We start from the raw sequence: 21,630 nt of genomic DNA on the forward strand, positions 1-21,630 counted from the left end.
CGTGCCAAGTTAGCTATCGGGGTTGTGGTCCCCAAAAAAGTTTCTCGGCATCTACCCTTGGCTCCTCCACCCTCAAGTTTCTTTCATCATTCGGGGCGTCGCTCTGGATTCATGACAGTTAGCTTCACGTCATCAAAGCTCAAACCTTCTCGTTTCAAGTTTTTTGAGGTGATGAGCGGATACCCTTCAGCCTGATACTTTGGCGAGTCATGGGTTCCGTCTCTCACATCGTAGGTCTGACCTAGCGTGCTGCTGCTCCAGCTGTTCGAGCCTGATTCAAATATCGCTTGCAATTGCCCGTAGAAAAAATCGCGGGCGTTTTGGAGGTTCTTTTCGGCGTTGGCTTTGGCGGTGGCGATGTCGGCAAAGGCTTCGTCGAGGAGGGTGACGATGCGGCGTTGCTCTTCCATCGTTGGCACGGGTACAGATAGCCCTTTGATGAACGGCAATTTGACGCCTTGAACAGTGGCCCCAGTGCCTTCGGCAATGATCTGTTCTGAAATGCTTTTGAACCACGCAAAAAGGAAGGCGATGTCAATTTCTTTGTTTGACTTTGGGACGATGCCACGAAGGTCTTGATTGACAGCCGTGTCCTGCGCAAGCAAGCACACCTTGCCAAGCCCAACCCGAGTCGCAATGACGACGTTTCCCGCAGGGATGATGTTAGTCGCGCTGGCTTTGACAGCTTCCGAAGTAATTGAATGCTCCGTGCTGGTGATGATGTCGGCACGCATGTCTCTGACCGTGGCCCAAGGAATATCACCCCCGTAATAGTCGGGGCGATCTTTTGGAGGTGTTCCGCCTCCAATAACGTCGCAGAGTTCGCCTAGCGGCTTGATTTGCCACCCCGCCTTCACGCCAACAACCCCCGAATATTCCCCAACACCTCCGCCGCTTCGGCATCCAGCGCCGCGATCTCGTCGAGGATGTCTACCGGGCTGCGGTGCACCACTGCTTCGCCGCCGTTCGGGTTTTTCACCGACAGGTCAAACGTGTCCAGGTTCACGCTGTCGGCGGCCACGCTCCAGCTTTTTGCTGAGTCGGCAAAGGTTTTTTGCAGCTGCACAAACTCCACCAGGTCCGCGTCGCTCAATGGGTTGGTTTTGCCCATGTTGCGGCCGGGGTCCAATTGGTAGAACCAGGTCTGGCGGGTGGGCTCGCCTTTGGTGAAGAACAGCACCACTGTTTTGACGCCCGCGCCCTGAAAGGTGCCGCCGGGGCAGTCCAGCACTGTGTGCAGGTTGCAATCCGTCAGCAGTTGTTTGCGCAGGGCCACGCTGGCGTTGTCGGTGTTGCTGAGAAACGTGTTTTTGATGACCACCGCCGCACGGCCCCCGGCACGCAGGCTCTTGATGAAGTGCTGCATGAACAAGAAGGCGGTTTCCCCGGTTTTGATGGGGAAGTTTTGCTGCACTTCTTTGCGCTCTTTGCCGCCAAAGGGCGGGTTGGCCAGGATCACGTCGTAGCGGTCGCGTTCCTGGATGTCGTTGATGTTTTCGCCCAGCGTGTTGGTGTGCACGATGTTGGGCGCCTCGATGCCGTGCAGGATCATGTTCATGATGCCAATCACGTACGCAAGGCTTTTTTTCTCTTTGCCGTAGAAGGTGCGCTTTTGCAGCGTCTCCAGGTCGTCGGCCTTGGTGGCTTTGGGGCTCAGATACGCAAATGCTTCGCACAAAAAGCCGGCCGAACCGCATGCCGCGTCGTAGATGCGTTCGCCAATTTGCGGTTGCATCACCTCGATCATGGCGCGGATCAGCGGGCGCGGTGTGTAGTATTCGCCGCCGTTGCGCCCGGCGTTGCCCATGTTTTTGATCTTGGCTTCGTAGAGGTGCGACAGCTCGTGTTTTTGCGCTTGGCTGCCAAAGCGCAACTCATCAATGCGGTCGATCACGTCGCGCAGGTTGTAGCCGCTTTGGATTTTGTTGGTGATCTCGCCAAAGACTTCACCGATTTTGTATTCGATGGTCTGCGGCCCGCTGGCGCGTTGCTTGAAGCCCGCCAGATACGGAAACAGTTTGGCGTTGACAAAGCCTTTGAGGTCGTCGCCTGTCATGGCGGCGTTGTGGTCGATCTTGCCGTCGGCACCTTTGGGGGCGGCCCATGCGGCCCAGCGGTAGGGTTCGCTCAAAATGAACTGGTAGTCACGCCCCTCCAGCACCGCCTCGGTGGCTTTGTCGGCTTCGAGGGCGTCGAGGTACTTCAAAAACAGCAGCCAACTGGATTGCTCGGTGTAGTCCAGCTCGCTGGTGCAACCCGCGTCTTTGTGCAGGATGTCATCGATATTTTAAAGGTTTGTTCGAACATAGGTTTGCATTTTAGGGGGAGGGTCTCAAGCCGGTGCAGGTCATATTTGCTTGCGGCCAGCAGAGCAGATGTGGTCCTTCACCCGAGCCTGGCCAAAGTGGCTTGCAAGCCCGCCAGGGTTTTGTCGAGTACGGCTGCCTTGAACCCGTGTGGCAGTTGGGCTTGGGTGTTGGCGATGGCTTGTGGTGCTTGGGTCACGATGTCTTCGATCATGGATGCCACATCGGCTTTGAGGCCGCAGATTTTGGCGGTGCTGACCAGGTGGCGTTGCAGCACTTCTTTGTGTAGGTAATGCTTGTTCTTGCCCCAAAAAGCCATGGCCAATTTGAGCTTGTGAATCGACCATTGGTTGGGGCCGGGTCCTTCAATGGGCCAGATCGACATGACGTCGTACAGCGGGGCCAGCTTGAATTGGCCTTGCGGCAAGATCTGGATGCTGAAGTTTTTGGCGTGGCCATCGGGTGCGGCCAGCAGCCAGAACAAAATTTGGCTTTTCATGAAGTGGCGCAGATCGGTCTGGGCCTGGGTTGAGCGCATCAACACTTGGGCAATGTCGCGCACGCCGGGGCCACCATCGGCTTCGTATTTGAGGTGCGATGACAGGCCCAAGGCCTGACAAAAATCTTCCTGTGGCAACCGCATCCACCATTGGCCGGATGAATGCAGTTGGCGGTCAAAGCGCTCCACAGCCAACACGCGTTGCGTACCAAAGGTGAGCACAGCGCATCGCGCTACCGGCAGACCGAATTCACGCAGCAGCGTCAGGCACAGCCATTCGTTGTCGACCGAGCTGCTCAGGTCCACTTTCTGGTTGCCCACCAAGCCCAGCGGCATTTTGAGGATGTGTGTGGTGGGCGTGGCACCTTGGGGCCGCATCCATTGGCCTTGATGCCAGAGCAGCGCTGTTTTTTCCTGTGCGCCAGCCAAAGAGATGCGCAGGTCGTCATCGGTGTCCTGGTTGCCTAGTACGCTGGTGGGGTTGACCACGCGCAGCAGGTGTTGTTCGACGTCGGACTCGCTCATGTGGGTGCCTTCGATTTGGGTCACGTTGTGTGGCGCTTCGTCTTCGCCCAGCAATTGCACAGCCCCTACGCAGTCGCGGCCGATGGCGCGCAGCAAATCAAACGCATCGGTCGAACCGGTTTTGAAACGCGTAGCCAGTCGACGGCGGATGGCGTCGTTGTCGGGCAGCAGGTTGTCAAAGAAATGCGCGACTGCTGGTCCTTTGAGCGGGCTGTCGTTCAGGCCAAAGGGGAGCGACAGTGAAAGCGGCCTGCCTGCAGGGGCTCGCATCCAGTCGGGGTCGTATTGCAGCGACATGCCGCTGCGGCCACCCATGCGCCAGGTGCCGACGCGCTCACCGTTCGTCCAGATGGACAGCGCTTGGGTGTGTGCAGGGCGGCCCATGTCACCACTCCGGTGCGTCGCTGTCCCGCGCCTGCAGGGCTTGCGACGCGGTGGTTTGGCGTGCTTGAACGGTCAACTCCAGACCCAGCGCATTGAGCACGGACAGCAGTTGCCCCAGACCGATGTTCTCGGGTTGTTGTTCAAAAGCCGAAATGCGGCTTTGGCTGAGCCCCACCCGCGACGCCAGCTCGGTTTGGCTGAGCTGGCTGGTTTTGCGGGCTGTTTTGAGAATTTGCCCCATTTGTGTGGGGGTGACTAGGTTGTGCAGCATGGTTCTTTTATCCGTAAAACGAATAAATGCACTATACCCGTGAATCGAATAAATGCCAAATATTCGGATAACGAATCAAACCGCCTTGACCCGCACCCCACCGATCACACCCGCCACCAGCAGTGCAATGCCTGCCAGCGTGAGTTGTTCGGGCTACTGGCCACGCAGCCAGAAGGCGTAGGCCAGCGCCGCCTTCATGAGACCCATGAATTCGAGGAGCTATGCCGCCTCGTTTCTTTTTGGAAAATACATATGTGATATTGATTTGTATGGTTGAATAAATATTGATAACTTGCCGAACGGTAAGGCATGATTTGCGCATGGGCTTCACCGTCGTTTGACGGCTATTCCGAATGGCGTGTTTGGCGCTTGAAGCGATCACAGCGGTACTGCCGCGCAATCCAGGAGACTCGGTATGACTTCAATTTCTCAGAACTCCAGTACGGCCACCCGTCGGCTCGATGTGGTCATCGTGGGGGCCGGTTTTGGCGGCATGTATGCCGTGCATAAATTCAATGCCATGGGTCTGAAGATTCAGGGCTATGAGGCGGGCAGCGATGTCGGCGGCGTCTGGTACTGGAACCGTTACCCTGGTGCACGCGTTGATTTGCCCAGCATCGATTACAGCTTTGGGTTCTCGCCTGAGGTCGAGCAGGAATGGACCTGGTCTGAGCAGTTTGCTGCCCAGCCCGAATTGCTGCGGTACATCAATTTTGTGGCCGACAGACTTGATCTGCGTCGGCATATCCAGTTCAACACCCGCGTGACGAGTGCCGAATGGGACGATGCGCGTCAGGTCTGGGTGGTCAAGACCGACCAGGGCGATGTCGTTGAAGCGACCTATTGCATCATGGCCACGGGCCCGCTGTCGATTCCAAAAGATCCTGAGATTCCCGGGATTGGGCGCTTCAAGGGAGAGCTCTTGCGCGCTGGCCGTTGGCCTCATCAGCCTGTCAGTTATGCGGGCAAACGGGTGGGGGTGATCGGCACGGGCTCCACAGGCATTCAGATCGTGCAAGAGGTGGGGCCGCAGGCGGGGGAGCTGTTCGTTTTTCAGCGCACGCCCAGCTTCACCATGCCGATGCGCAACGTCCCTCTGGAGCCCGATTACGTGGCCGAGGTCAAGCGCAATTACGCCGGTTTGCGTGAGTCGGCGCGCAACAGTCCGGCAGGCGGCATCCGTCCGGCCAGCACACGTGCGTTCTTCAGTGTCACGCCGGCACAGCGCTTGTCGCTGATGGAAGATGCCTGGAAGCAGGGCGGCCTGGCCATGCTGGGGACGTTCTCGGACTTGCTGGTGAACGAAGAGGCCAACGAGCATGTGGCTGAATTTGTGCGCGGCAAGATCGGTGAGATGGTCAAAGACCCGGTGACAGCCGAAAAACTCAAACCCCGCGGATACCCTATTTTTGCGCGCCGCCCCTGTCTGGACAGCAGTTACTACGAGACCTTCAATTTGCCCACAGTGCACTTGATGGATTGCAACGAGGACCCTATTTTGGAGATCACCGACAAAGGGGTGCGGACTCAGAGCGGTGAGGTTGAACTGGACATGCTGATTTTTGCGACCGGCTACGACGGTCTCACGGGGGCCATGCTGGCGGTGGATGTGCAGGGTCGTGACGGATTGCGCGTCAGCAGGAAATGGTCAGAGGGTGCGCGTTCGTATTTGGGCATCATGATGGCGGGTTTCCCGAATTTGTTCATGACGACGGGACCGAACGGTCCGGCTGCGCTGGCCAACATCATCCGCATCAGTGAAAACGATGTGGACTGGATTGCGGATGCGATGCGGCACATGTCGGCCACAGGCCAGACGGCGATGGAGCCCACCGCCGAGGCCGAGGACGGCTGGATGAAAACCGTGGCGGCGCTGAGTCAGCGATCCCTTTTGAACAAGGCCAAAACCTGGTACCTGGGGGCCAACGTCAAGGACAAGCCACAGGGCTTGAGCATGTTCACGGGTGGGTTCCCGAAATACCGCGAGTACTGCGCCCTGGCCACCCAGGACGGCTATCGTGCCCATTTCACTTTTGATCCGGTCACGGGCTCTGCATCGTCCTGATGCCTGCGGCGATGCAACGGTGCTTCTGAGCTCGTCAGCCCTGCTGAAATGATCCTGTTTGCCCCGCAACCGTCTGCCGTGGCCCGTCATGCCCGTGACAAAATCACAGCCCTTTGAGAAGTCAACCGGAGACTCGCATGAGTGTGACCCCCGTGAAGTCGGCTGTCCGGGTTCTGGAGGTGCTGGATTTTTTCCGTTGCCATCAGCGCCCTGCGGTTCTGAAAGACATTTGCGAAGCATTGGATTACCCGCAGTCCAGCGGGACGGTGCTGCTCAAAAATCTCACCCAGCTGGGCTATCTCAGCTACGACCGTGCGTCGCGGCTGTACTTCCCGACGTTGCGCGTGTCTGCTCTGGGTGACTGGATCAGCCACGCCCTGTTTGGTCAGGGCAAGGTGTTTGAGGTCATGCAGGATTTGCACAGTGCCACGGGCGAAGCCGTCTCGATTGCATTGCAAAACGATGTTTACATGCAGTACATCCGCGTGATCCAGTCCACGCATCCTTTGCGTTTTGTGACGGAAGAAGGGAGCATGCGGCCATTGACCCAGTCAGCAACAGGCTGGATGCTCATGGCCACGCACCCGGACAAAGAGGTAGAACGTCTGGTGCGTAGGGCCAATATTGCGACGCCAGCCGACCAGGTCCGTCAGCCTCTGGAACTCATGATGCAGCGTGTGCGCGAAGTCCGAACTCAGGGCTGGGCCCTGGCAGAGAACATTCCATTGTTGGGCGGTGCAACGGTCTGCGTGCTGCTGCCGATTGCTGCGCAGGGAAGACCTGTGGTCTTGGGTTTGGGGGGCACGCTGGAGCGCATCATGCCGCAGAGAGAAAAGTTGTTGGCCTTGATGAAAGAACTTGCGGGTCAGCTTCTCGTCACGTCGCAGGGGCACCCAGGCGACAGCGTGGCCTGATTTTTTCTTGACAGGTAACTTGCCGACCGGTAATCTAAATTTATCTTTATGGACATCCTTCGGGGCAGCCCGATGGTGTCGTTGTCAATGAGTTTCGTACACACACATTTTGGAGACACCATGGAATACAACACCCTCAAGGTCGAGATTGCCGACCACATTGCAACCGTGACGCTGAACCGCCCGCCGGTGAACGCTCAGAACGCAGAACTTCGCGCTGAAATCACAGAGGCGTTCGACATCCTGTCTGATCGAGAGGATGTGCGGGTCATTGTTTTAACGGGCTCTGGCAAGGTGTTTTCTGCTGGTGCGGATATTCGCGAAAGGCCCAATCTCGGTGAAAATCCGGGCGCTTATGGTCGCCACAACCGGCTGGTGCGCGAGAGCTATTACGCCGTGGCGGAATGCAGCAAGCCGATCATTGTGGCCATCAACGGGCCTGCGATGGGGGCGGGTTTTGGACTGGTCATGGCTTCGGACATCTGGGTAGCTTCGGAAGATGCTTACGTGTCCATGCCTGAAATCAACGTCGGTCTGGCGGGTGGCATGACCTTTGTCCGCAAGTACTTCAGCCAGTCCACGGCGCGACGCATGTTTTATACGGGCATGAAAGTTTCGGGCCAGGAGTTGTACCGTCTGGGCCTTGTCGAAGCCTGTGTGCCGGCTGATCAGCTCATGCCTTATTGCATGGATCTGGCGCGTGAAATTGCCAGCAAGAGTCCAGTGGCCCTGCGCCTGGCCAAAGAGGCTGCCAAAATGACCGAGGTCATGCCCACGCGCGATGCTTACCGTTACGAGCAGGGCAATACCGTGGCCTTGTCCAAAACCGAAGACACACGCGAAGCCCAGCGGGCGTTCCTGGAAAAGCGTGCGCCACGGTTTGTGGGGCGTTGACCGCTCATGGGTTAACCTACGGCTCACTGCGGGGCCGTTATTTCTGCCCTTACACACTGTCAGACAGGAATGAACATGGCGACCAGGACCGTGCGGAAAACAGAGCTCAAGATCCCTTTGCAAACATCGGCTGCAACGTCCCGAGGGGGGGATCGCCAACTTCAGTTGCTGGAGATTGCCTGCCGACTGTTCTCTGAGCGCGGCTTCAATGGCACTTCGCTGCGGGACATTGCCGAAGAGGCCAAGGTGACCAAGGCGGCGCTGTACTACCACTTTCCCAACAAAGAAGCGCTGTTCGCCAAAATTGTGCTGGAGTCACTGGAGGCCTTGCTGAACCGTGTGCGTGAGTCCTGCGCCCAGGTCGACAGTCCGGAGGACAAAGTGCGTGTGTTCATGCTGACCACCGCTGACAATTACCAGCAAAACCGTGAGGCCTGGATTGCCTCGTCCAATGCTTTTCGAACCCACGAAGAGTCAGAGTCCAAGGCCAAAGCGCTGGAACTGCGAGACCAGTATGAAAAATTGTTGCGCGGCTTCATTCAGGAAGGCATTCGCGCAGGGCATTTCAGAGCCGTTGATCCGTCCATGGCCGGCCGCGTCTTGCTGGCCAGCATCAACAGCATGAGCCGTTGGCACAAGCCACAAGGCAAGCTGTCTGCATCGGGTGTGGTGGAGCAGTTTGTGGACATTGTGCTAGGCGGTTTGCGTCACCACTGATTGGCACAACGGCGTCGGCCGTGCTTGGCCGCAGGCGTTTTAACGTCAACGGCCATGCGCGAAGGGCGGTACGCCGCTTTGGCCGGCAAGGCGGTGTTGCGGCATCGCTTGCATGTCTGAACGCCTTTGGCGTCATGCTTGGCATCGTGCAAGTTTTTTCCTGAAAAAACATTTTGATTCCTGTTTTCAGAGGAAAACAAGGGTTATCCCGGGGTTGGAAACTTACCGGTCGTAAAGTAAATTAACACACCTTCAGCGATCTTGAATTTTCAAACTGAATTTATGAAACGTCGTCTTTTTACCTTGTTGGGATGCTTGTCCATCGCTTGTTCACAAGCCGTGCTGGCGCAACCGCTGACCCCATTTCCGACGAAGCCTGTGACCCTGGTGGTGCCCTATGTGGCTGGCGGTCTGACCGATGTGCTGGCGCGTGTGCTGGCCCCGCGCCTTGCAGAAAAGTGGGGGCAAAGCGTGGTGGTGGACAACCGCGCAGGGGGCGGAACCACCATCGGCACGGCCGCAGTGGCCCGTGCACCGGCTGACGGGCACACCTTGCTCATGACGGCATTTGGTTACATCGGCAATCAGATCATGGTGCCCAACTTGCCCTACGACCCCAAGGCGCTGGCACCGTTGATCATGGTGGCCGACAGCCCAAGTGTTTTGTACGTGTCGGCCAGTTTGCCCGTCAACAATTTGACCGAGCTGATCGCTTACGGCAAAGCCCACCCCGGCAAGCTCACATTCGCGTCTTCAGGCAACGCCTCCAGTCCGCACATTGCAGCAGAGCAGTTCGCGGACATGGCCGGTCTGAAAATTCTGCATGTGCCTTACCGTGGCAATGGTCCGGCCATCAACGATTTGCTGGGCGGGCAGGTGGATGCCTTGTTCGATTCCCCCGCCACGATGGCGCATGTGGCAACGGGCAAACTCAAAGTGTTGGGTCATGGTTATGACCGGCCCAACCCGCGTCTTCCCAAAGTGCCGGCCATCAGTCAGGCCGGTCTGCCTGCACTTCAGAATTTCATGGCCGGTGGCTGGTTTGGCCTGTTCATTCCCAGTGCGACGCCAGAGCCGTTGCAGCAGCGGATTTACAGCGACATCCGAAGTGTTCTTGAAACCCGTGATGTGCGTGAAGCGCTCGCACGTACGGGTGTGGATGTGCGCCCCATGACACGCACAGAATTTTCGACTTACCTGCAAGGCGAACTGGATCGCTGGGGGCCCGTGATCCGTGCCCGCAACATCCGTCCGGACTGAGCCCACTCTTTGAATTGACTGCCTACCCATGAATGCAATTGAATCTGTCTCACAAGACCGTGCCGACATCGACTACGAGGCATTTCGCCAGGAATTGGTGGAATTCATGCAAACCCATTGCCCCGGGGCTTTGCGCGAGAAGGTGCGAAGCAACCAGAAGCTTGGGCGAGCCGAGTTCTCGCAATGGCAGCAAATTCTTCACCGTCGGGGCTGGTCGGCACCGGGCTGGCCCGTTGAGCGTGGCGGAACGGGCTGGGATTTGCAGCAGCGGTATTTGTTTGAGCAAGTGAGTGCAGAACTGGACTGCCCGCCGCTGTACCACCATGGGTTGGGACACATCGGGCCCGTGATCATGCATTTTGGAACCCCCGAACAGCAAGCGCGGTTTTTGCCCCGCATTGTGGATGGATCGGAATGGTGGTGTCAGGGCTATTCGGAGCCAGGGGCAGGTTCCGATCTGGCATCGCTGAGGACTTCGGCTGTGCTCCAAGGTGACGAATACGTGATCAATGGCCAAAAGACTTGGACGTCGCACGCCCACGAAGCGGACATCATGTACACCCTGGTGCGCACCTCCAATGAAGGGCGCAAGCAAGCCGGCATCACGCTGCTGCTGGTTCCTCTGAATACGCCTGGCATTGAGATCCGGCCGATTCACACCATTGACCAGTGGCACCATGTGAACGAGGTTTTTCTCAACGATGTACGTGTGCCGGTCTCGCATCGCATCGGTGAAGACGGCGGGGGGTGGGCGTGCGCCAAATTTTTGCTGGACCGTGAGCGTTTGTCCCCTGCCACGGTGCCGCGCCTGTTGCGTCAGTTAGAGCAGGTTGAAGATCTGATCCGCGAACGCATCCGACAGCAAGGTGCCACGCCCAGCCTGCATGCCGCGATGGGGCGCTTGTTTTTGGCTCAGGCGTCTGCGCAGGGTGCCAAGGAAATGCTGCTCAGTGCCATCCATGAAGAAATGAATGGAACGCTGCGCTCATCCAAATCATCGGCCCTCAAGCTCCATTGCAGTGAATTGTCCCAACAGATTTCCAGTCTGGCGTATGACCTGGCCGCGCCGCACTATGCCCCACGTTTGTTGCCGCAGCCGCCGACAGCGGATGGCTCGGATGAGCTGGACATAGAGCGCCAGTTGGTGCACACCTATTTGTTCTACCGTTCGCGCACCATTGCTGGCGGCACCAGCGAAGTGCAGAAGAACGTGATTGCCCGTGATCTTTTTGGAGCCTGAAGATGTCGTTTCGCTCAAGTCCGCTTTTTTCAGGTGATCTTTATGACTCGGCACTCCGGCTGGCCGCCAGCCCGGATGTCCCCCGTCAGCAGGGTCAGGGTCATGCTCAGGCCGGCGATAAATGGCAACACATGCTGGCTTTGGGCTGGCAAGGTGTGCTGGTTGCTGAGGAGGACGGTGGCGTTGGTGCCCGTTTGCAGGAGGTGGCGGCCATCGTCGAAGCGGCAGCCCGTCAGGGCCAGGCGGTGCCGTTGGCGGACCGCTGCGCCGTGTCACCGATTTTGTTGACCGCTGCGCGCGCGCACCCAGAGGCCGCCGATTTGTTGTCTGCCATCACGATGGGCGAAGCATCGGTCTGCCCGGCATGGGGGAGCAGTGAGGTGGGTTCGGGCCACGAGCACGGACCGGTCCTGGGTGCAGATGGTGTCCTGATGGGGACTTTGTCCGCACTGGACATGTCGGAGCCTGCCACGCACATCTTGCTGCACGCACATGATGTGACCACGCAGGAGTCCGTGCTGGTGTTGCTGCAGTGGGCGCAAGTGGCTGCGGCAGCACGCCACCATGTGGGTGTGGACGAGCGCCAGTACACCGACCTGGCTTTGGATGGCTTGCAGGTGACCGATCAGCAGGTTTTGCTGCGGGGCGCAGCGGCGGCAGATGCGGTCACGCGTGCACGCCATGCCGGCAGCTTGCTGACCTGCGTTGAGGCGGTCGGTGCTGCGGCTGCCATGATTGAACTCACCATTGACTACCTCAACACCCGGGTGCAGTTTGGCGTGGCCTTGTCCACTTTCCAGGCCTTGCGGCACCGCACCGTTGAGATGTATGTGGCTTATGAAAACATCAGCGGTCTGGTGAGCCGGCTCATCCGGCAGGCTCATGACAACATGCATGCATTGACTGCCCGCGATGTGGTCCTGGCGAAGTTTTATGCGGCCGATGTGGCGCGCATGGTGTCGGAGTCGTCCATCCAGCTGCATGGCGGCATGGGCATGACCTGGGAGATGCTGGCAGCCCGTCTGGCCGTGCAGACCATGACGGGCAGTTTGCGTTATGGTGACCGGGCCGAGTGTCTGGACTGGCTCACCGCACAAACATTGGCTGAGGCCGCCTGAGATTTACTTTGAGTTGAATATGCACAGTCTTGAATCTGTTTTTGTTCCGCAGTCGGTGGCCGTGATCGGCGCTTCTTCTGATCCCGACCGCATTGGCGGACGGCTCTTGCGCTTTTTGCTGGAGGCCAAATTCGAAGGCCGAATCTATCCCGTCAACAAAAGCGGGGTAGCTGAGATTCAGGGCCTGCCCGCCTGGGCCAGCGTGCTGGATGTGCCGGACAGCATTGATCAGGCGGTCATTGTGGTGCCTGTTGCCGGTGTGGAAACGGCAGTGCGTGAAAGTATCGCCAAAGGCGTTCAATGCGTGGTGGTGCTGACCTCCGGATTTGCCGAGCTGGGGCCAGAAGGCCGGGCTCAGCAGGACCGACTGACGGCGATGTGCCGTGAAGCGGGCGTGCGCATGCTGGGCCCCAATTCCCTGGGGTTGCTGAATGTCGATACCCGTTATTTCGCCACCTTCTCCACCGTGCTGTATGGCTTGCAGCCGCGCAGCGGGACGATCTCGCTGGCCACGCAAAGTGGTGCGTTTGGATCTTGTGCCTACGGCATGGCGACTTTGCGTGGGTTGGGCCTGAGCAAAATCATCGCCACCGGCAACGAAGCCGACATCGACGTTGCCGAGTGCATCGACTACCTGGCGGAAGATCCTCAAACCCACGTCATTTGTGCCGCCCTGGAGTCGTGCCGCGACGGGCAACGCCTGCGTGCCGCACTGCTCAAGGCCGCTGCGGCCGGCAAACCGGTTCTGGTGATGAAGGTGGGGCGCACCGAGTTGGGTGCGGCAGCGGCCAGCACACACACAGGCTCACTGGCGGGCAATGATGCGGTTTTTGATGCCGTGTTCTCAGAGTGTGGCGCGTACCGTCCGCAGTCGATTGAAGAGATGCTGGACATCGCTTATTACTGCACGGTCACGGGTCGTTTGCCGCCCAATGATGCGTTGGGCATCATCACCGGCTCGGGCGGTATCGGCGTGCTGATGGCCGACCATGCGGGTGACCTGGGGCTGCACATGCCGGCATTGCCTGCCGCTGGGGTGGCTGCTGCCCAGGCCTTGTTACCGTTTGCTGTTGCGGCCAATCCACTGGACATGACGGCGCAAGTCACATCGGTGCCCGATGGTGTGCCGAGCACCATTGAAGTCATGCTCGCCCACGGGGATTACGGCACGGTCTTCGCGTATCTGGCGCACTCGGGCCTGGCCCCTGCACGTTTTGCAGCCACGGCAGACCGTCTGGGGCAACTGCGCCTAAAGTACCCGCACAAAGATTTGGTGCTGGTCATGCTGTCAGCCCCTGAATCAACTGAAAAGCTCGAAGCCCTGGGCATCCCGGTGTTTGCAGACCCCAGCCGTGCCATGCTGGCCATGGGAGCCGCTGCCCGCATGGCGCGACAGCGCCGCACCTTGTATGCCTTGCCGCAGCAGCGCCCGGCAGTGCCGCCTTTGGGCGATGTTTCCACCGAACAATCGGCCAAACAGGTGTTGTCAGCGGCCGGTCTGCCCGTGCTGCCCGAGCAGGTCTGCCAAACGGCCCATGACGCAGCGCAAGCGGCTTGCCGCATGGGCTTTCCGGTGGTGGCCAAGATTGCATCGCCGGATATTTTGCACAAGACCGAGATCGGCGGTGTCTTGCTGCGTTTGCAGGATGAGGCGGCGGTGCGCGCGGCGTTTGACACCTTGATGGATCGGGCCAGAACGCATGCGCCCCAGGCCCGCCTGGACGGGGTGTTGATCACGCCGATGGCGCAAAGTGGCGTTGAGACCATTTTGGGCGTGCAGAACGACCCGACCTTTGGGCCGATGATTTTGTACGGGGCTGGCGGTACGGCGGTCGAACTTTACCGGGATGTGGCGCTGGCCTCGGCACCGCTCACCCTGGCACGTGCCCAGGCCCTGGTGGACCGCGTGCGCTCGACCGCGCTGTTGCGCGGCTGGCGCGGCACGCCGGTGTGCGATGAGGCGGCTGTGGTGGATGCCCTGTGCCGTTTGTCCGACTTCGCCATGGACCATGCGAACCAAGTGCAGAGTGTGGACATCAACCCGCTGCTGGTGCGCACGCAAGGGGCGGTTTGCCTGGATGCTGTGATCACTTTACAGGCTTGAATTGCCGCTGCAAGAGGAGTCTTGGATGAACGCATACACGCTACAGAGCTTGCTGGATCGGGAAGCGATCCGCGATGCGCTTTACCGTTACTGCCGCGGCATTGACCGTCTGGATGAGGCGGCCCTGCGATCGGCGTATTGGCCGGATGCGACCGACAACCACGGTGCTTACAAGGGGTCGGCCGCTGGGTTCATCGACATGGCACTCGTGAAGCTGCAAAAAGCCGGTCGGATGATTCATCAGATCAGCAACATTTTGATCGAGTTGCATGGGGACGTGGCCGCCGTAGAAAGCTACTTCATGGCTTACCAGGAAGAGATGGATGCGCAAAGCAAGCCACTGGAGACGCTGTTGTGCGGCCGCTATGTGGACCGTTTTGAGTGTCGGGGTGGTGAGTGGCGCGTTGCCGCCCGCACCGTGGTGTATGACTGGATGCGCCAGACACCGCTGACCCAGGGTTTGCGTGCCGTCGATTTCGGTTTGCGCCAGCCCACTGGAGACCGTTGTCCTGCAGACCCCGTTTATGAATTGCTCGCCAGTGTGCTGGGTGATAAGGAGACTTCATGAGCCTTGCTGGCCTGATGCAGCGCCAATCGTTGCTGATTTCTGATTTGCTGGCCCATGCCGCCACTTACCACGGCGATGTCGAAATTGTTTCGCACCTGCATGCAGGCGAGGTGCGTCGCAGCAACTGGCGTACCGTGGCACACCGTGCGGCGCAACTGGCCCATGCCTTGCCGACACTGGGGGTCGCTCAGGGCGATCGTGTGGCCACGCTGGCCTGGAACAGCGATCGCCACCTGGAGTTGTACTACGCGGTGGCGGGCACGGGTGCGGTTTTGCACACGGTCAACCCGCGCTTGTTCCCGGAGCAGATCGCTTACATCCTCGGCCATGCCGCAGATGGGGTTGTTTTCTTTGACCTCGATTTCGCCGACTTGCTGGTCAAAATGGCACCGCAGCTCACCGGCGTGAAGCGTTTTGTGGCCTTGTGCCGGGCCGATCAGTTGCCCACCCTTGATTTGCCCCATTTGGTGAGCTATGAATCACTGATCGAGGGCTTGCCGCAACAGTACGACTGGCCGGATCTGGATGAGGCAACGGCTTCTTCGATGTGCTACACCTCGGGCACTACTGGCAATCCCAAGGGCGTGCTTTACAGCCATCGCTCCACCGTGTTGCATTCATTTGCACTGTGCGCCGCCGATGGCATGGCCCTCAGTGCGCGCGACAGTGTGTTGCTGGCGGTGCCGATGTTCCATGTCAATGCATGGGGCGTTCCCTATGCTGCAGCGATGTGCGGTGCCAAGCTGGTGCTGCCGGGTTCGGGTTTGTCGGGTGAACGTTTGTACGCCCACATGGTCAATGAAGCTTGCACATTTTCCCTCGGTGTGCCCACGGTCTGGCTGGGCTTTTTCCAGTACATCGACCAGCAGGGCGTTGCGCTGGATCTTCGCGCCTTGCGCTTGCAGCGGGTGGTGGTTGGCGGCTCGGCTGCACCGCGTGCCTTGATTGAAAAGTTTGAAGAAAAACTGGGTGTGTTCGTGATCCAGTCCTGGGGCATGACCGAAACCAGCCCCGTGTCCACGGTGGTCAGCCTGCTGCCCAAGCACGCCGGTCAAGCCTTGTCGGACCGCTTTGCGGTGCAGTCGCGTCAGGGCCGGGCGATCTTTGGGGTCGAAGTGGCGGTTTTTGGGGCCGATGGCCAGCGTTTGCCGCACGACGGCAAGTCTGTCGGAGAAATCCGTGTGCGCGGCCCCTGGGTGCTGTGTGCTTATTACGGCAACGCGCCCGATTCGGCGCTCGATGCGCAGGGCTGGTTCAGCACGGGTGATGTGGCCTACATCGATCCCGATGGTTTTGTGCAGATCACGGACCGCTCCAAGGACGTGATCAAGTCGGGTGGGGAATGGATTTCTTCCATCGACCTGGAAAACGCGGCCGTGGGTCACCCCAGCGTGCGCGAGGCGGCGGTGATTGGCGTGCCGCACAGCAAATGGCAGGAGCGTCCGCTGCTGATTGTGGTGCTCAAGCCCGGTGAAACGCTGACGGGGCCTCAGATGATGGAATTTCTGACAGACCGCGTGGTGCGCTGGTGGTTGCCTGACGATGTGGTGTTTGTCGACGAATTGCCCCACACCGCGACCGGCAAATTGCTCAAGACCCGGCTGCGTGAGCAGTTCAGGGACCATCGCTTGCCCACCGATGTGGCCTGAGATCAACCGGTGCAGCCATGAAGATTGACATCGTTTCTTCGCAGCGCGACGAGCTGGGTGAATCCCCAGTCTGGGACGGGCGCACGCAAACCCTGTACTGGATCGATTCCCGACGCCATCGGGTGCAAAGTCTGCAGCCCTCGACCGGAGTGGCCCGCGATTGGACGATGCCGCATGAAATCGGCTCGATCGCCTTGTGTGAAAGCGGCCGTCTGCTGGTGGCGTTGCAGACCGATGTGCATTTTCTGGACCTGAGCAGCGGCCAACTCACGCCGCTGGTGCACATTACACACCCGGCCGATCGCATGCGGCTCAACGATGGCCGAACGGACCGTGCCGGGCGATTCTGTCTGGGTTCTCTGGTTCTGGGCCGTCATGAACCCCATGGCGTGCTGTATCAACTGGATGCCGCAGGCCGGGTGAAGGAACTTGACCGTGGCATCTGTGTGTCCAATGCCACGTGTTTCAGCCCGGACGGCCGCTGGATGTATTTTGCCGACAGCCTGGCGCGTCAAATCTGGCGTTACCGGTATGACCCGGTCACCGGTGAGGCCGGGCCACGCGAAGCTTTCATTGACACCTCGGGGTTGGGTTCCGGTCCCGATGGTGCCACGGTGGACGAGCAGGGGCGGCTTTGGGTGGCGTTGGTGCTGACCGGGCAGCTGGGCTGTTTCAGACCGGATGGCCAACTCGAGCGCACTGTCCAGTTGCCGGTGCCTTACCCGACGTGCCCGTGTTTTGGCGGGCCGGATTTGCAGACGCTTTATGTGACCAGCATCCGTGACAGCGGCAACTTGCTGCGCAGCGATCATCCCGACAGTGGCGCGTTGCTGGCCATTTCGGGACTCGATGCGGCAGGCTTGCCCGAAGTGTTGTTCGCAGATTCGAACGGGCTGGTCTGATGCCTGCGGACCCAAATTTTGAATGCATTGACTGACATGAAAGACAACACGATGAACAAACGTTTTGAGGGCCGCGTGGCCTTGGTGACGGGGGGGGCTCGCGGTATTGGGCGAGGCGTGGTCAACCAGCTGGCGCGCGAAGGTGCTGTGGTTGGCATTCTGGATCTCAAGCTTGACCTGGCCGAGGCGGCTGCCCGCGAGGTCATTGCGGCGGGTGGTCAGGCCATGGCCTTTGGCGGGGACGTGGCTCAGCGTGCCACGCTGGCCGATGCGGCGGCGGCCCTCAAGGCGCGTCATGGCCGACTGGACGTGCTGGTCAACAATGCCATGTGGGTGCGCTATGGGGCCATCTCGGACATCAGCGCCGAGGCCTTGCAGCGCATGGTGGGCACGGGGTTTTTCTCGGTGGTTTGGGGCATACAGGTGGCGGCCGAACACATGACCGAGGGCGGCAGCGTGGTCAACGTCGCTTCAGCGGCGGCGTTTCTGGGCATTCCGCAGGCCATGATTTATTGCGGCGTCAAGTCCGGTGTTCTGGGTCTGACGCGTTCTGCGGCGGTGGATCTCGGACCCAAGGGCATCCGTGTCAATGCCGTGGCACCGGGCTCAGTGCCCACGGAAGGCGTCAGCATCAATGTGGATGCCAGCATGGTGGAAAAGCGCATCGCCAAAACGCCGATGCGACGCCTGGGCACCGTGCAAGACATCGCCTCTGCCGTATGCTACTTGGCGTCGTCTGAAAGTGACTGGGTCACGGGCGAATGCATCAAAGTCGACGGGGGCGTGACGCATGCCTTTCTATGATGACATTTTTTCCTGAAGGAGCGCCTGATGAGTGATGACTTCATCCTGGAAGCACGGGGCCTGAGCAAGCAGTTCAGTGGGTTTTATGCGGTCCGTGATGTGGATTTGCGCGTGCGCAGGCACAGCATCCATGCCTTGATTGGCCCCAACGGTGCGGGCAAGACCACTTGCTTCAATTTGCTGACCACGTTTCTCAAGCCCACCGCGGGCAGCATCCGCTTCAATGGCCATCAGATCGAGGGCAGTGACCCTGCGACGGTGGCGCACATGGGGCTGGTGCGTTCGTTTCAGATTTCGGCCGTGTTTGGTCAGATGAGCGTGCTGGAGAATGTGCGGGTGGCCCTGCAGCGCAAAACGCGCTGGCACTACACCTTCTGGCGCAGCCGCAAGGTGCTGGACGATCTGAATGCCCGTGCGCATGAACTCATCCAGATGGTGGGCCTGGAGCGGTGGACGGATGTGCCCGCTGCAGACCTTTCTTATGGCCGCAAGCGCGTGCTGGAACTCATCACCACCATCGCCCTGGAGCCAGAACTCATCTTGTTGGATGAACCCATGGCGGGGCTGGGCCATGAGGACATCGGGCCGGTCATGCAACTGATCCGCCAGGTGGCAAAGGGGCGCACCGTGCTGATGGTCGAGCACAACATGAAGGTGATCTCGGAGCTTTGCGATCAGGTCACCGTGCTGCAGTCCGGTCAGGTGCTGGCCGAAGGCGACTACGGACAAGTCTCGCGCGATCCGCGGGTGATGGATGCTTACATGGGAGGTGCGCATGACTGAATCGGCATCCGCGATGGTGTTGCAGTTGCAACATCTGTCGGGTCATTACGGCGAGACCCAGGCGCTCCATGACATCAGCATTGAAGTGCGTGAGGGCGAAATCGTCTGCTTGCTCGGGCGCAACGGTGCGGGTAAAACCACGACGCTGCGCGCGATTGTGGGCTTGCTGGCGCGTTGCCAGGGCAAGATTGAAATCCACGGCCAATCCACGATCGGCTTGCCGCCGGAGGCGATTGCGCACCTCGGTGTGGCCTATTGCCCCGAAGAGCGCGGGATTTTCGCCAGTCTGAGCACCGAAGAAAACCTGCTGCTGCCACCGGTGCTCAAGCCTGGCGGCATGACGGTCGAAGAAATTTACGAACTCTTTCCTAACCTGCTGGCCCGCCGCAGCAGTCAAGGCACCAAGCTGTCGGGGGGGGAGCAGCAGATGCTGGCCATCGCACGCATCTTGCGCACAGGCGCCAAGCTGCTGCTGCTCGATGAGTGCACCGAGGGGCTGGCGCCGGTGATCGTGGAAAAGATCGGACAGGTCATCCGCTTGTTGCGTGAGCGCGGTTTTACCGTGCTGATGGTCGAGCAGAACTTCCGCTTCGCCTCACGCCTGGCTGACCGGTTCTATGTCATTGAAGAAGGCACCGTGGTGGACAGCTTCCGTCAGGATGAAATCACCCCGAACCTTGAGCGCATTGAGCGCCTGCTGGGCCTTTGAGGCCCCGACCCTCTGCGAGCACACTGGAGCATACCCATGGATACCCTTTTTGGCGTTCCCGTCGCGGCCTTGATCGGGCAGGTCCTGATCGGCCTGATCAACGGGTCCTTTTATTCCCTGATGAGTCTGGGTCTGGCGATCATCTTCGGCCTGTTGCATGTGGTCAATTTTGCCCACGGCGTGCAGTACATGCTGGGTGCGCTGGTGGCCTGGGTGTTGCTGGACACCTGGGGCATCAATTATTGGTGGGCACTGTTGATTGCCCCTGTGGTGGTGGGGCTGTCGGGTCTGGCCATCGAGCGGTTTTTCCTGCGCCATCTGTACCACCTTGACCATGTCTATGCCTTGTTGCTCACCGTGGGCATGGGCATCCTCATTGAGGGTCTGGTCAAGTTCAAATTCGGCATCGGCGGACAGCCTTATCCGAACCCCATGAGCGGCGGTGTGGACCTGTCGGTGACCTTTGTGCCGTGGTACCGGCTGTGGGTCATCGGGGTGGCGCTGGTCGTCTCGCTGGGCACCTGGTATTTCATTGACCGCACCAAGTTGGGCGCTTACCTGCGCGCAGCCAACGAAAACCCGAATCTGGTGCGCACTTTTGGCGTCAACGTACCGCGCATGCTCATGCTCACCTATGCCTTTGCCGTGGCGCTGGCGGGTTTCAGTGGTGTGATGGCGGCCCCGATTTACCAGGTCAGTCCCTACATGGGCAGCAACCTGATCATCGTGGTGTTCGCCGTGGTGGTGATCGGTGGCATGGGCTCGATCCTGGGCTCCATCCTCACGGGCTTTGGTCTGGGGGTCATTGAAGGCCTGACCAAAGTGTTTTATCCGGAAGGTGCCAGTGTCGTGATCTTTGTGGTCATGATCCTGATGCTCGCTGTGCGTCCGAGTGGCCTGTTCGGCCGTCAACCTTGAAGGGGTTCCCCATGTCGTCCATGTCGTACAAGTACCTGTGGTGGCTCCTGGTCGGGCTGGCCCTGTTGGTGGCCCCGTTGGTGGTTTATCCCCTGTTCATGATCAAAATCTTGTGTGCCGCCTTGTTGGCTGCATCGGTCAATTTTCTGGTGGGCTATGCCGGTCTGCTGTCGTTTGGTCATGCCATGTTCTTTGGGTCGGCCGGTTACATCACCGGCTATGTGTTGAAAACCTGGACAGGCGACGGTCTGATCGGCATTCTGGCCGGGGTGCTGGTGTCCGCCGCCATCGGCTGGGTCACGGGTTTGCTGGCGATCCGTCGCCAGGGCGTGTATTTCTCGATGATCACCCTGGCCTTTGCGCAAGTGATTTACTTTCTGGCGCTGCGGCTGCCTTTCACCGGCGGGGAGGATGGTTTGCAGAATGTGCCCCGTCCCAGCTTTTTGGGTCTGGTCGAAACCACTGACCATCAATCGCTTTATTTTGTCGTACTGGCCATCGTGGGTCTGGGCTTCTGGTTCATCTGGCGCATTGTCAATTCACCTTTCGGACAGGTGTTGACCGCGATACGTGACAACGAACCCCGTGCCATGTCGCTGGGCTACCGTGTCAACCGCTACAAACTCATTGCGTTCACCTTGTCGGCGGCGATTGCGGGCCTAGCCGGCAGTGTCAAGGTCATTGCCTTTGGATTGGCCACGCTGACCGATGTGGGTTGGGGCACCTCGGGTGATGCCTTGCTGATTTGCATTGTGGGTGGCATGCAGACCCTGTGGGGTCCGCTGATCGGTGCCGTCCTGGTGATTGCCCTGGAGCACATGCTGGTGTCGGTCCCTGAGCTGGTGCAAATTGTGCAGGGCTTGGTCTTTGTGCTGGTGGTGATGTTGTTTCGCAAGGGCATTGTGGGGCAGTGGCTGGCCTGGTGGAAGTCCCGTCAGCCGCCGGCTCACTTGCCGTCTGCCACCTCTGAACATTGACCCTCCGCATGGGAGGGGTCTGA

General features: G+C 59.4%; 20 protein-coding genes. 16 read left to right on the forward strand and 4 right to left on the reverse strand.

Translation table 11 applies throughout. From position 1 onward, the window contains the following. Positions 1-86 precede the first annotated feature (86 nt). The 4 genes from B9Z47_RS16610 to B9Z47_RS16625 form a co-directional block, all read right to left on the reverse strand. On the reverse strand, positions 87-857 hold the full coding sequence (locus B9Z47_RS16610) for a restriction endonuclease subunit S (protein ID WP_108332339.1): 771 nt from the start codon (positions 855-857) through the stop codon (positions 87-89). Further along, a complete protein-coding gene (locus B9Z47_RS16615) occupies positions 854-2,284 on the reverse strand; it encodes an N-6 DNA methylase (RefSeq protein WP_369912540.1) in 1,431 nt (476 codons plus the stop codon). Before B9Z47_RS16615 ends, B9Z47_RS16610 begins: the two co-directional genes overlap by 4 nt. 101 nt (positions 2,285-2,385) lie before the next feature. Next, the gene (locus B9Z47_RS16620) at positions 2,386-3,714 is read right to left on the reverse strand and encodes a type II toxin-antitoxin system HipA family toxin (protein WP_108332340.1); all 1,329 of its coding nucleotides are present in this window, start codon (positions 3,712-3,714) and stop codon (positions 2,386-2,388) included. Between the two features lies 1 nt (position 3,715). Beyond that, positions 3,716-3,985, reverse strand: coding sequence for a helix-turn-helix domain-containing protein (locus tag B9Z47_RS16625; RefSeq protein WP_108332341.1), 270 nt, complete (start codon positions 3,983-3,985; stop codon positions 3,716-3,718). Between the two features lie 415 nt (positions 3,986-4,400). On the opposite strand from B9Z47_RS16625, the gene B9Z47_RS16635 reads away from it, so the two are divergent. The 16 genes from B9Z47_RS16635 (at position 4,401) to B9Z47_RS16710 (ending at position 21,607) form a co-directional block, all read left to right on the forward strand. Beyond that, a complete protein-coding gene (locus B9Z47_RS16635) occupies positions 4,401-6,050 on the forward strand; it encodes an NAD(P)/FAD-dependent oxidoreductase (RefSeq protein WP_108332342.1) in 1,650 nt (549 codons plus the stop codon). 137 nt (positions 6,051-6,187) lie between these two features. After that, complete coding sequence (locus tag B9Z47_RS16640; protein WP_108332343.1) at positions 6,188-6,964, forward strand: IclR family transcriptional regulator; 777 nt, start codon at positions 6,188-6,190, stop codon at positions 6,962-6,964. A 120-nt stretch (positions 6,965-7,084) separates the two neighbouring features. Continuing rightward, on the forward strand, positions 7,085-7,858 hold the full coding sequence (locus tag B9Z47_RS16645) for an enoyl-CoA hydratase/isomerase family protein (protein WP_108332344.1): 774 nt from the start codon (positions 7,085-7,087) through the stop codon (positions 7,856-7,858). A 75-nt stretch (positions 7,859-7,933) separates the two neighbouring features. Beyond that, entirely contained in the window at positions 7,934-8,575 is a 642-nt protein-coding gene (locus B9Z47_RS16650; RefSeq protein ID WP_158271705.1) for a TetR/AcrR family transcriptional regulator, read from the forward strand. 282 nt (positions 8,576-8,857) lie between these two features. Next, entirely contained in the window at positions 8,858-9,835 is a 978-nt protein-coding gene (locus B9Z47_RS16655) for a tripartite tricarboxylate transporter substrate binding protein (RefSeq protein WP_108332346.1), read from the forward strand. A gap of 28 nt (positions 9,836-9,863) precedes the next feature. Then, the gene (locus tag B9Z47_RS16660) at positions 9,864-11,075 is read left to right on the forward strand and encodes an acyl-CoA dehydrogenase family protein (RefSeq protein WP_108332347.1); all 1,212 of its coding nucleotides are present in this window, start codon (positions 9,864-9,866) and stop codon (positions 11,073-11,075) included. A gap of 2 nt (positions 11,076-11,077) precedes the next feature. Next, a complete protein-coding gene (locus B9Z47_RS16665) occupies positions 11,078-12,193 on the forward strand; it encodes an acyl-CoA dehydrogenase family protein (RefSeq protein ID WP_108332348.1) in 1,116 nt (371 codons plus the stop codon). Between the two features lie 19 nt (positions 12,194-12,212). Then, positions 12,213-14,297 carry an acetate--CoA ligase family protein gene (locus B9Z47_RS16670; RefSeq protein ID WP_108332349.1) on the forward strand — a complete coding sequence of 695 codons (2,085 nt, stop codon included), beginning with the start codon at positions 12,213-12,215 and terminating at the stop codon, positions 14,295-14,297. Between the two features lie 25 nt (positions 14,298-14,322). Beyond that, positions 14,323-14,865 carry a nuclear transport factor 2 family protein gene (locus tag B9Z47_RS16675; RefSeq protein WP_108332398.1) on the forward strand — a complete coding sequence of 181 codons (543 nt, stop codon included), beginning with the start codon at positions 14,323-14,325 and terminating at the stop codon, positions 14,863-14,865. Continuing rightward, a complete protein-coding gene (locus B9Z47_RS16680) occupies positions 14,862-16,514 on the forward strand; it encodes a long-chain-fatty-acid--CoA ligase (protein WP_108332350.1) in 1,653 nt (550 codons plus the stop codon). The genes B9Z47_RS16675 and B9Z47_RS16680 overlap by 4 nt, the downstream gene beginning before the upstream one ends. 17 nt (positions 16,515-16,531) lie before the next feature. After that, positions 16,532-17,416 (forward strand): SMP-30/gluconolactonase/LRE family protein, encoded by an 885-nt coding sequence (locus tag B9Z47_RS16685; protein ID WP_108332351.1) that lies wholly within the window; start codon positions 16,532-16,534, stop codon positions 17,414-17,416. 51 nt (positions 17,417-17,467) lie between these two features. Further along, positions 17,468-18,220 carry an SDR family NAD(P)-dependent oxidoreductase gene (locus B9Z47_RS16690; protein ID WP_108332399.1) on the forward strand — a complete coding sequence of 251 codons (753 nt, stop codon included), beginning with the start codon at positions 17,468-17,470 and terminating at the stop codon, positions 18,218-18,220. Positions 18,221-18,247: 27 nt separating this feature from the next. Next, positions 18,248-19,003: an ABC transporter ATP-binding protein gene (locus B9Z47_RS16695; protein WP_108332352.1), complete on the forward strand. Its 756-nt coding sequence runs from the start codon at positions 18,248-18,250 to the stop codon at positions 19,001-19,003. Next, the gene (locus B9Z47_RS16700) at positions 18,996-19,712 is read left to right on the forward strand and encodes an ABC transporter ATP-binding protein (RefSeq protein ID WP_108332353.1); all 717 of its coding nucleotides are present in this window, start codon (positions 18,996-18,998) and stop codon (positions 19,710-19,712) included. Before B9Z47_RS16695 ends, B9Z47_RS16700 begins: the two co-directional genes overlap by 8 nt. A gap of 36 nt (positions 19,713-19,748) precedes the next feature. Next, a complete protein-coding gene (locus B9Z47_RS16705; RefSeq protein ID WP_108332354.1) occupies positions 19,749-20,630 on the forward strand; it encodes a branched-chain amino acid ABC transporter permease in 882 nt (293 codons plus the stop codon). 11 nt (positions 20,631-20,641) lie between these two features. Beyond that, a complete protein-coding gene (locus tag B9Z47_RS16710) occupies positions 20,642-21,607 on the forward strand; it encodes a branched-chain amino acid ABC transporter permease (protein WP_233253854.1) in 966 nt (321 codons plus the stop codon). Positions 21,608-21,630: the final 23 nt, after the last annotated feature.

It is taken from the genome of Limnohabitans sp. 2KL-1, from assembly GCF_003063435.1.
Lineage (GTDB): Bacteria > Pseudomonadota > Gammaproteobacteria > Burkholderiales > Burkholderiaceae_C > Limnohabitans_A.

Coding starts and splice junctions, on each gene's coding strand:
- B9Z47_RS16660 (WP_108332347.1), top strand. CDS start 9,864: ATGAATGCAATTGAATCTGTCTCACAAGACCGTGCCGACATCGACTAC.
- B9Z47_RS16620 (WP_108332340.1), bottom strand. CDS start 3,714: ATGGGCCGCCCTGCACACACCCAAGCGCTGTCCATCTGGACGAACGGT.
- B9Z47_RS16685 (WP_108332351.1), top strand. CDS start 16,532: ATGAAGATTGACATCGTTTCTTCGCAGCGCGACGAGCTGGGTGAATCC.
- B9Z47_RS16650 (WP_158271705.1), top strand. CDS start 7,934: ATGGCGACCAGGACCGTGCGGAAAACAGAGCTCAAGATCCCTTTGCAA.
- B9Z47_RS16700 (WP_108332353.1), top strand. CDS start 18,996: ATGACTGAATCGGCATCCGCGATGGTGTTGCAGTTGCAACATCTGTCG.
- B9Z47_RS16705 (WP_108332354.1), top strand. CDS start 19,749: ATGGATACCCTTTTTGGCGTTCCCGTCGCGGCCTTGATCGGGCAGGTC.
- B9Z47_RS16675 (WP_108332398.1), top strand. CDS start 14,323: ATGAACGCATACACGCTACAGAGCTTGCTGGATCGGGAAGCGATCCGC.
- B9Z47_RS16665 (WP_108332348.1), top strand. CDS start 11,078: ATGTCGTTTCGCTCAAGTCCGCTTTTTTCAGGTGATCTTTATGACTCG.
- B9Z47_RS16695 (WP_108332352.1), top strand. CDS start 18,248: ATGAGTGATGACTTCATCCTGGAAGCACGGGGCCTGAGCAAGCAGTTC.
- B9Z47_RS16670 (WP_108332349.1), top strand. CDS start 12,213: ATGCACAGTCTTGAATCTGTTTTTGTTCCGCAGTCGGTGGCCGTGATC.
- B9Z47_RS16655 (WP_108332346.1), top strand. CDS start 8,858: ATGAAACGTCGTCTTTTTACCTTGTTGGGATGCTTGTCCATCGCTTGT.
- B9Z47_RS16690 (WP_108332399.1), top strand. CDS start 17,468: ATGAACAAACGTTTTGAGGGCCGCGTGGCCTTGGTGACGGGGGGGGCT.
- B9Z47_RS16680 (WP_108332350.1), top strand. CDS start 14,862: ATGAGCCTTGCTGGCCTGATGCAGCGCCAATCGTTGCTGATTTCTGAT.
- B9Z47_RS16645 (WP_108332344.1), top strand. CDS start 7,085: ATGGAATACAACACCCTCAAGGTCGAGATTGCCGACCACATTGCAACC.
- B9Z47_RS16710 (WP_233253854.1), top strand. CDS start 20,642: ATGTCGTCCATGTCGTACAAGTACCTGTGGTGGCTCCTGGTCGGGCTG.
- B9Z47_RS16640 (WP_108332343.1), top strand. CDS start 6,188: ATGAGTGTGACCCCCGTGAAGTCGGCTGTCCGGGTTCTGGAGGTGCTG.
- B9Z47_RS16635 (WP_108332342.1), top strand. CDS start 4,401: ATGACTTCAATTTCTCAGAACTCCAGTACGGCCACCCGTCGGCTCGAT.
- B9Z47_RS16625 (WP_108332341.1), bottom strand. CDS start 3,985: ATGCTGCACAACCTAGTCACCCCCACACAAATGGGGCAAATTCTCAAA.